The 9239-nt window shown below is 73.3% G+C and carries 9 protein-coding genes; 6 read left to right on the forward strand and 3 right to left on the reverse strand.

Annotated elements, in window-relative coordinates:
• The 3 genes from ACN6LM_RS29250 to ACN6LM_RS29260 all read left to right on the forward strand — a co-directional run bounded on the left by ACN6LM_RS29250 (nucleotide 1) and on the right by ACN6LM_RS29260 (nucleotide 2378).
• A complete protein-coding gene (locus tag ACN6LM_RS29250) occupies nucleotides 1-480 on the forward strand; it encodes a DUF5990 family protein (protein WP_445068385.1) in 480 nt (159 codons plus the stop codon).
• Nucleotides 481-845: 365 nt separating this feature from the next.
• Nucleotides 846-1655 (forward strand): hypothetical protein, encoded by an 810-nt coding sequence (locus tag ACN6LM_RS29255; RefSeq protein ID WP_445068386.1) that lies wholly within the window; start codon nucleotides 846-848, stop codon nucleotides 1653-1655.
• 99 nt (nucleotides 1656-1754) lie between these two features.
• Entirely contained in the window at nucleotides 1755-2378 is a 624-nt protein-coding gene (locus ACN6LM_RS29260) for a class F sortase (RefSeq protein ID WP_445068387.1), read from the forward strand.
• 3 nt (nucleotides 2379-2381) lie between these two features.
• Here the strand turns inward: ACN6LM_RS29260 and ACN6LM_RS29265 are convergent, their stop codons facing one another.
• Nucleotides 2382-3170, reverse strand: a complete 789-nt coding sequence (locus ACN6LM_RS29265; RefSeq protein ID WP_445068388.1) for a sulfite exporter TauE/SafE family protein — start codon at nucleotides 3168-3170, stop codon at nucleotides 2382-2384.
• A 282-nt stretch (nucleotides 3171-3452) separates the two neighbouring features.
• Between ACN6LM_RS29265 and nirB the strand changes: the two genes are divergently transcribed.
• From nirB to ACN6LM_RS29280, 3 genes are all read left to right on the forward strand, one after another.
• Nucleotides 3453-6047 (forward strand): nitrite reductase large subunit NirB, encoded by a 2595-nt coding sequence (nirB, locus tag ACN6LM_RS29270; RefSeq protein WP_445068394.1) that lies wholly within the window; start codon nucleotides 3453-3455, stop codon nucleotides 6045-6047.
• Nucleotides 6047-6406: a nitrite reductase small subunit NirD gene (nirD, locus tag ACN6LM_RS29275; protein ID WP_328900087.1), complete on the forward strand. Its 360-nt coding sequence runs from the start codon at nucleotides 6047-6049 to the stop codon at nucleotides 6404-6406. The genes nirB and nirD overlap by 1 nt, the downstream gene beginning before the upstream one ends.
• Before the next feature lie 73 nt (nucleotides 6407-6479).
• The gene (locus tag ACN6LM_RS29280; protein ID WP_445068389.1) at nucleotides 6480-7403 is read left to right on the forward strand and encodes an oxidoreductase; all 924 of its coding nucleotides are present in this window, start codon (nucleotides 6480-6482) and stop codon (nucleotides 7401-7403) included.
• Nucleotides 7404-7418: 15 nt separating this feature from the next.
• On the opposite strand, the gene ACN6LM_RS29285 is transcribed toward ACN6LM_RS29280, so the two are convergent.
• Both ACN6LM_RS29285 and ACN6LM_RS29290 read right to left on the reverse strand, forming a co-directional pair.
• Complete coding sequence (locus ACN6LM_RS29285) at nucleotides 7419-7823, reverse strand: VOC family protein (RefSeq protein WP_445068390.1); 405 nt, start codon at nucleotides 7821-7823, stop codon at nucleotides 7419-7421.
• 142 nt (nucleotides 7824-7965) lie between these two features.
• Nucleotides 7966-8952: a helix-turn-helix domain-containing protein gene (locus ACN6LM_RS29290; protein WP_445068391.1), complete on the reverse strand. Its 987-nt coding sequence runs from the start codon at nucleotides 8950-8952 to the stop codon at nucleotides 7966-7968.
• Between the last annotated feature and the right edge of the window lie 287 nt (nucleotides 8953-9239).

The raw sequence follows: 9239 nt of genomic DNA on the forward strand, positions 1-9239 counted from the left end.
ATGGAGGCTCCTCTGCTGCTCCACATCGAGGGATCACTCCTGCCCGGCCGCTCCTGCCCGGCCGGGCCCGGCTTCCCCGGCTACGAGAACATCCACCTGGGCGTCCAGCGCAGGGACCACCCCGGCGAACTCCTCGGTCCGACACCGGGGGACGCGCCCGGTGCCCGCTGGACCCTGGAGTGCACGGCGACCGCGGAAGCGGACGGGATCGCGGTCCGGGGGCCGTACGTGCAGCACCGGCTCGGCGGGCGCTTCGTGTACCTGTCCTGGGGGACGGTCGACGCGGACGGCCTGTTCACGATGTTCCGGCGGGCCAAGCTGATGTTCTCCGACGTCGAGCCGGCCGTCCTGGCGGCGGCCGTGCGCTCGGGGCACCTCACCGCACGGCTCCCGCTCTCGGACGCCGGGGGGCGGCCGCTCTGCGCCCGGATCCGGCCGCCGGTGGTCGAGTGGTCGGCCGCCGCGCCGGGGCGCCCCTGACGCAGTCCGCCCCCTTCGGACCCAGGGGGGGGGAGAGGTCCGGAGGGGGCGGTCGGCCGGGGGCGGCTGTGCACACCGTCCCGTGGGGGGTTGTGATGCGTGTTCCCGCTCAGCGACGGCTCACGCATGTGATGTGCGCCACATTGACCGGCGGGCCCGTCACCCGAACGGCACCAGGGCGCCCCGGACTGCGCACCTCCCCCACCGTCCCCCCTGTGACCTGCGACGACATCGGTTGGCAAGGAGGCCGAGCCGGGCCGGACGGGTGACAGCTGACTCGGTGTCAGCAGGCATGGGTGCCGGTCCGGCTGTTGGCTCGGTGCCAGGACACACCCGTCAGCGCCCCCGGCTCGGAGGAAACCCCCATGCGCCGTCCTGCCCGACTCGTGACCGGCACCGCCGCCGCGGCCCTGGCCGCCGCCGCGCTGGGCCTCGGCGCCACCGCCCCGTCCGCGTACGGGGACGAGCAGGCACCCCTGCGGATCACCCCCGCCAGCGCCGCGCCGGGAGCCACGGTGACCGTGGACACCACCGCCTGCGGCGACGACAGCGCCGCCACCGGTGACGCGAGCGCGCTGGACGCCCCGGAGTTCCCGCTGGCGCCCGCCTCCCTCGAAGAGGCCCTGGCCGGCTCCTTCCGGGTGCCGGGCGGCGTCGCGCCCGGCTCCTACGGCATCGGCGTGGACTGCGCGAACGGCAGGAAGGCCACCGGCGAGATCGAGGTGAAGGCCGCGGACCGGGCGGCGGGCACCGAGGACCCCGCGGGGACCGCCGACGCGCCCACGTACGACTTCTCCGACCTCGAAGGGCTGGGCGGCGACGAGGACACGGAGGGCCTGGACGGTCTCGACGCCGAGGCCGCCGGCTCCGGCCTCGTCCCGGACGCCCCCGCCGAGGCCGGCCGCACCTCGCCCACCGAACGCCCGACCGGGGCCGGGCGGGACGAGACCGGGGCCGGGCGGGACGAGACCGGGGCCGGGCGGGAGACGCCCTCCGGGCACCGCACCTCGGCCGCCCCCACCGCCCCCTCGGGGCACGTGAAGACCGGAGTCGGCGGCAGCGTCGGCCCGGACACCACCCAGATCGCGGCGGGAGCCGGCGTACTCGCCGCTGCCGCCGTCGGCGGAGCCTGGCTCCTGCGTCGCCGGGCGAGCGGCACGCGGGACGCCGGCTGACGGAGGCATCCACCCCTCCGTACCGCCCGGTGTCCGTCCCGGTGGCCCCGCGCCACCGGGACGGGACCGTTTCCCGCTTCCGTACCCCGGAGGACCACCGTGTCCCAGAAGGCCAAGGGCTGGCTGCTCGTCGTCGTGGCGCTGGCCGGTGTCTGGCTGATCCAGAACGGCGCGGGCACCCGGCTCACCCCGCCGGGCCCGGCCGCCGCCCAGGCGTTCGCCGCCGGGCCCGCCCTGCTGCCCGGCTCCCCGGTCGCCGAGCCGCTGCGCCCCTCCGCGCCGGTACGCATCCGGATTCCCGCCATCCGGGTCGACGCGCCGATGATGCGGCTCGGGCTCGGGGCCGACGGCAGCCTGGACGTACCGCCGGCCGGGAACACGGACATCGTCGGCTGGTACAAGGACGGCACCCCGCCAGGGGCCGAGGGCACCGCGATCGTCGCCGGCCACGTAGACAACGCGGAGGGACCGTCCGTCTTCTACGACCTGGGCTCACTGAAGAAGGGCAGCACCGTCGAGGTGGACCGGCAGGACGGCCGTACCGCCGTCTTCACGCTCGACGCGATCGAGGTGTACGAGAACGACGACTTCCCGGACCAGCGGGTCTACGGCGCCTCCGAGCACGCCTCACTCCGGCTGATCACCTGCGGCGGCGGGTACTCCGAGGCGACGGGCTACCGGGGGAACGTGGTGGCGTACGCCCACCTCACCGGCGTGCGCTGAACCTCAGCTCTGCCACTGGTCGAACCCGAGCTTCGCCACCAGCGAGAACACCACCACCAGGAGCACCCCGCGGACGAACTCGCTGCCCTTGCGCAGCGCCATCCGCGCGCCCAGCAGCCCGCCCGCCAGGTTGAACACCGCCATCAGCGCCGCCAGCTGCCACAGCACGTTGCCCTGGTGGGCGAACATCGCCAGCGCCCCGGCGTTGGTGCAGACGTTGACGATCTTCGCGGTGGCCGACGCGGTCACCAGGTCGAGGTGGAGCACGGCGGTCAGGGCGAGTACCAGGAAGGTGCCCGTACCGGGTCCGAACAGCCCGTCGTACAGGCCGATGCCGCCGCCCACCAGGACGATCGCGGTGATCCTGCGGGCCCGGGTGACCGGCGGCGGGACATCCTCCCCGGCCGCCCGGCCGAACTGGGGCCGCAGCATCACGAACGCGGCGACGGCGAGCAGCACCACCATGATCACCGGACGCAGCACCTCGCTGCTGATCCCGGCGGCGAAGAACGCGCCGGTCATCGACCCGGCCAGGGCCGCGAGCCCGATCCGGACCGCCGTGCCCACCTTCACGGGCGCCTTGCGCGCGTAGGTGACGGCGGCGCCCGAGGTGCCGACGATGGCGACCGCCTTGTTGGTGCCGAGGATCTGCGCGGCCGGAAGGTGCGGCAGACCGAGCAGCAGCGCGGGCAGCAGGAGCAGTCCGCCGCCGCCGACCACCGCGTCGACCCAGCCCGCCGCGGCGGCGGCGAGGCACAGCACGACAAGGGTGGTCAGGGTGATGTCCGGCATGAGCACGACCCTATGGAGCGGATGCGTGCACCGTCCAACCGTTCCGGGGCCGCACCGGGAAAGTTGAGCCAACTCTGAGGTTTCCGCAGGACAAGGCCCCTTTCCCGGCCTCCGCCGGCCGCCTCACAGACCTTTTCGGCGGGTGCTGAGCGCAAGGTTCCTCCCGGGAAACAGCGGGGAACCGGCCGGGTAACACCGCCGGGACACGCTTCCGGTCATGAGCACACAGGCCCGGCGCCTGTGGCCCTGCCGAATCTGCTCACCGACGACGGAGGCCCCGAGATGCCGGTGTCCACTCCCCCGACCGCCCCCACCTCAGGCCCTGCCGCCGTGCCGACGCTCGTGGTCGTCGGGCACGGGATGGTCGGCCAGCGTTTCCTGGAGGCCCTGGCCGAGCGCGGTCTCACCGGCACCGCCGGGACCGCCCGGGTCGTCGTCCTGTGCGAGGAGCCCCGCGCCGCCTACGACCGCGTCCAGCTGACCTCGTACTTCGCGGGGAAGACCCCGGAGGAGCTGTCGCTGGTCGAGGACGGCTTCATGGAGCGGCACGGCTTCGAGCTGCGGCTCGGCGACCCGGCGGTGACCGTGGACCGCTCGGCCCGTACGGTCACCGCGCGGTCCGGCGAGGTCTTCGCCTACGACACGCTGGTGCTGGCGACCGGGTCGTACCCGTTCGTGCCGCCGGTCCCCGGCAAGGACAGCACCGGCTGCTTCGTCTACCGCACGATCGAGGACCTGCTCGCCATCGAGGAGTACGCGAAGGACGCGACGACCGGCGCGGTGGTCGGCGGCGGGCTGCTCGGCCTTGAGGCGGCCGGCGCCCTGAAGGGCCTCGGCCTGGACACCCACGTGGTGGAGTTCGCGCCCCGCCTGATGCCGGTCCAGGTGGACGAGGGCGGCGGCGCGGCGCTGCTGCGCACCATCGAGGACATGGGCCTGACCGTGCACACCGGGGTCGGCACGCAGGAGGTGACCGCGGGCGAGGACGGCGCGGTGACCGGGATGGCGCTCTCCGACGGCTCCGCGCTGGCCACGGACCTGGTGGTGTTCTCGGCCGGGGTGCGCCCCCGCGACCAGCTGGCCCGGGACTGCGGGCTCGCCGTCGGGCCGCGCGGCGGGATCGTCGTGGACGAGGAGTGCCGGACCTCCGACCCGGCGGTCTTCGCCATCGGGGAGTGCGCCCTCGCCTCGGACGGCCGGGTGTACGGACTGGTGGCGCCGGGTTACGAGATGGCGCTGACGGCCGCCGAGGTGATCGCCGGGAAGGAGGCCGCGTTCACCGGCGCCGACCTGTCGACCAAGCTGAAGCTGCTCGGGGTGGACGTGGCCTCGTTCGGCGACGCGCACGGCACCGCCGAGGGCTGCCTCGACGTGGTGTATTCGGACGCCCGCTCCGGCGTCTACAAGAAGCTGGTGATGGCGGCGGACGGCACCCTGCTGGGCGGGGTCCTCGTCGGCGACGCCGACCAGTACGGCACGCTGCGCCCGATGACCGGGAGCGTGCTGCCGGTCGCCCCGGAACAGCTGGTGCTCCCGGCGGGGGCGGGCGGCCCGGTGGCGCTCGGCCCGTCCGCGCTGCCCGACGAGGCGGTGATCTGCTCCTGCCACAACGTCACCAAGGGCGCGATCTGCGAGCACACCACGCTCCCCGAGGTGAAGAAGTGCACCAAGGCCGGCACCGGCTGCGGCAGTTGCGTCAAGGTGATCGGCCAACTGCTCCCGCAGAGCGCGGACGCGGGCCTGTGCGGCTGCTTCGCCTACACCCGCAGCGAGCTGTACGAGATCGTGCGCACCCTGCGCATCACCTCGTACGCGGACCTCCTCGACTCCCACGGGCGGGAGGAGGCGCGGGGCGGCGACGGCTGCGAGGTCTGCAAGCCGACGGTCGGCTCGGTCATCGCCTCGCTCGCGCCGACGGTCGGCGCCAGCGGCTACGTCCTGGACGGCGAGCAGGCGGCCCTCCAGGACACCAACGACCACTTCCTGGCCAACCTCCAGCGCAACGGCTCGTACTCGATCGTGCCGCGCATACCCGGCGGCGAGATCACCCCCGACAAGCTGATCGTGATCGGCGAGGTGGCCCGCGACTTCGGGCTCTACACCAAGATCACCGGTGGTCAGCGCATCGACCTCTTCGGTGCCCGCGTCGACCAGCTGCCGCTGATCTGGACCCGGCTGGTCGACGCCGGCTTCGAGTCCGGGCACGCGTACGGGAAGTCGCTGCGCACGGTCAAGTCCTGTGTCGGGCAGACCTGGTGCCGCTACGGCGTGCAGGACTCCGTGAAGATGGCGATCGACCTGGAGCTGCGCTACCGGGGGCTGCGCTCCCCGCACAAGCTGAAGTCGGCGGTCTCGGGATGTGCCCGGGAGTGCGCGGAGGCCCGGGGCAAGGACTTCGGGATCATCGCCACGGCCGGCGGCTGGAACCTCTACGTGGGCGGCAACGGCGGTGCCACTCCGCGCCACGCCGACCTGCTCGCCCAGGATTTGTCCGACGCCGAACTGGTCCGGCTGATCGACCGGTTCCTGATGTTCTACATCCGCACCGCGGACCGGCTGGAGCGCACCTCGGCCTGGCTGGAGCGCATCGAGGGCGGCCTGGAACACGTCCGGGACGTCGTCGTGCACGACAAGCTGGGGCTCTGCGAGGAGCTGGAGCGGCTGATGGCCGACCACGTCCGCGGCTACCGCGACGAGTGGGCCGAGACCATCAACGACCCCGAGCGGCTGCGCCGGTTCGTCACCTTCGTCAACGCGCCCGACGCCCCCGACCCGTCGGTCAAGTTCGTCCCGGAACGCGACCAGGTCAAGCCGGACCTGGACCTCCTCGCCGGCCCGGTTCTCGCCATCCGCACTCTTGAAGGGACCGCCTCCTGATGACCACGCAGACGCTGGAGACCGCGCAGGACACCCGGACCGTCCGGCTCGCCGCCGGGGACGGCTGGCTCACGGTGTGCGACCGCTCGCTGCTGACCCCCGGCCGCGGGGTCGCCGCCCTCCTCCCGGACGGCCGGCAGGTCGCGCTCTTCCTGGACCGGGCGGGGCGGACGTACGCCATCGACAACCGCGACCCGTTCACCGGGGCCTACGTCCTCTCGCGCGGCCTGATCGGATCGGACGGCGGGCAGCCGTTCGTCGCCTCACCCCTGCTCAAACAGCGCTTCGACCTGGCGACGGGCGCCTGCCTGGACGACGACGAGGTCTCCGTACCGGTCTTCGAGGTACGCGCGGACTGACCCGCCACGACGGCCGGAAGTACCCCGAACGGGTGCTTCCGGTCGTCCGCGTCCCCGGTCGTACGCTTGATCCATGACCCACGGCTGGAGCGCGCGCGACATACCCGACCAGAGTGGCCGCACGGCCGTGGTGACGGGTGCCAACAGCGGGATCGGGCTCGTCACCGCCCGCGAGCTGGCCCGTTGCGGAGCCAGGGTGCTGCTCGCCTGCCGCGACGAGCGGCGCGGCGAGGAGGCGGCGGCCCGCATCCGGTACGCGGTGCGCGGCGCGGACGTGGAGTTCGCCCGGCTCGATCTGGCCGACCTGTCCTCCGTGCGCGCGTTCGCCGAGGGCTTCCGGGCGGACCGGCTCGACCTGCTGATCAACAACGCCGGGGTGATGGCCCTTCCGTACGGGCGGACCGCCGACGGCTTCGAGACCCAGTTCGGCGTCAACCACCTCGGGCACTTCGCGCTCACCGGGCTGCTGCTGCCGAAGCTGCCGGCCACCGGGGGCGCCAGGGTGGTGACCGTCTCCAGCGGGCTGCACGCCCTGGGCAACATCGACATGGGCGACCTCAACAGCGAGCGGAACTACCGCCGCTGGACCGCCTACGGCCGCTCGAAGACCGCGAACCTGCTCTTCGTCCACGAGCTGGCCCGGCGGCTCGCGGCGACCGGCAGCACAGTGGTCGCCGCCGCCGCCCATCCCGGCTACGCCTCGACCAACCTCCAGACGGCCGCCGCCCGGATGGAGAACCGCAGGGGGGCCGAGCGGGTCATGGGGATCGCCAACCGCGTGGTCGCCCGGCCGGCGTCGGCGGGCGCCCTGCCCACGCTGTACGCGGCCACCGCGCCGGGCGTGCGCCCCGACTCGTTCACCGGCCCCCGGGTGCTGGGCCTGCGCGGCGCGCCCGGACCGTCCTGGCGGGCGGGCTGGACGCGCGGCGATGTGGCGGGCGAGCGCCTGTGGGTGGCCTCGGAGCAGCTGACCGGGGTGACGTACCCGGGGCTGTAGCCCGGCCGCCGCGGCTCAGCCCTGGACGGCGGACGGGTCCATCCAGATGACCTCCCACATGTGGTGGTCCGGGTCCTGGAAGGAGCGGCCGTACATGAAGCCGAGGTCCTGCGTCTCGTTGGCGGGTGATCCGCCGTTGGCGAGGGCGGCGTCGGCCAGCTCGTCGACCTTCTCGCGGCTGTCCGCGCTGAGCGCGAGGATCACCTCGGTGGACGAGGCGGCGTCCGCGATGTCCTTCTTGGTGAAGTCCTTGAAGCGCTCCTCCTGGAGGAGCATGGCGAAGATCGTGTCGCTGATGACGAGGCAGGCGGTGCGCTCGTCGCTGAACTGCGGGTTGAAGGAGTAGCCCAGCTTCGCGAAGAAGTTCTTCGACGTCTCCAGGTCCTTGACCGGCAGGTTCACGAAGATCATCTGGGGCATGGCCGTCTCGCTCTCTCGGTGCTCTGGTTTCCTGTGCTTCTGTCGCACGCTTCTCGACGGGTAGACGCCGGGGGTCCCCGGAACTCATCGGGGTGCCCGGAACTCATCGGCGCGGCCGCGGATCCTTTCCGTACCGGGCCCTTCACGAAACCGCGACCGGCGCCCCGCCCCGCAGCAGCGAGCCGCCGAGCGGGGTCAGGGTGTGCTGGACGGAGCTGCCGTGCCGCAGGGTGTGGACGAGCCCCGCCTCGCGCAGGACGCAGGCGTGCTGGCTGGCCGAGGCGAGGGAGACCCCGGCGCGCCGGGCCAGTTCGCTGGTGGTGCAGCCGTCGCCGATGGCCCGCAGGACCGTGGAGCGGGTCTGCCCGAGGAGCCGGCCGAGCGAGGGGCCCGGGTCGGCGAAGGCGGGGGCGGCGGGGTGGGCGACCGGGTAGACCAGGACCGGCGGGAGCAGGGGGTCTCGCAGGACGACGGGGGTGCCCCGGCAGAAGTAGGACGGCTGGAGGAGCAGCCCGCGCCCGTCCAGGTGGAGGTCCCGGTCCACGGGGTAGTCCGCCTCCAGGACGGGCGCCCGCCACCGGATGACCGGGGGCAGCGTGGCGAGCAGTTCGTCGGCGCCGCCGTCCAGGAGGGCGCGGCCCCGGATCGCCCGGTCGGCCTCGACGGCGGAGCGGATGTGCGGCCAGTACGGCTCGACAGCGGCGCGGTGGTAGTCCCGTAAGGCGCCGACGAGGCGGGCCACGGGCTCGGCGCCGCCCTCGCGCAGGGGGCCGAGGCGGGCGGCGCGCCGGGCGCCGGGGTCGCTCAGGAGGGCGATCTCGGCGCGCAGGCGGTCGGGCGGAGTGGCGCGCACGGCTTCCATTCCGGCATCGAGGCCGAGCGGGTCGGAGTTTTCCTGAGAAGGCGTCAGGAAGTCGGGGAAATAGCCGCGCTGCGGGACCACCGCGGACAGCAGACGTACTTCACCGCTCAACCGTGGGCGGGTTTCCGTGCGCCATTTCCCGAAGACCGTGGAAGCCCTCCGGTCCCTCAGCCGGTGAAAACTGAGAATGGTCTCCCACAGCGCGTCCGGCCCGGAGGCCATCCGCACCCGGGAAAGATCCCATCCGGAGACATGGATACGCAGCACCGAACTCCCACCCCTTGCACCTGCAATTCCCCCCTCGCAAGAGTATGCGAATCGTAACAGCACGTCACCACGGGGTTTCGGCCAGAGGTGAAACGCCTCGCCCGGACCGGCCGCCGGACGAAAAGCTGTACGGCGTCGGGTGCGATTCCGGAGCCACCGGAAGAGCGAGTGAAGGCCGTGGGGGGTTTTGCTCGTTCGGCGGCGGTTGGCAAAGGTGCGGCTCCGCACTCGATGGGGGTAAGCCGGGTGGGGGGGGGGGGGGGGGGGGGGGGGGGGGGGGAAAGAGA

This window comes from Streptomyces sp. SAS_281 (genome assembly GCF_052542855.1).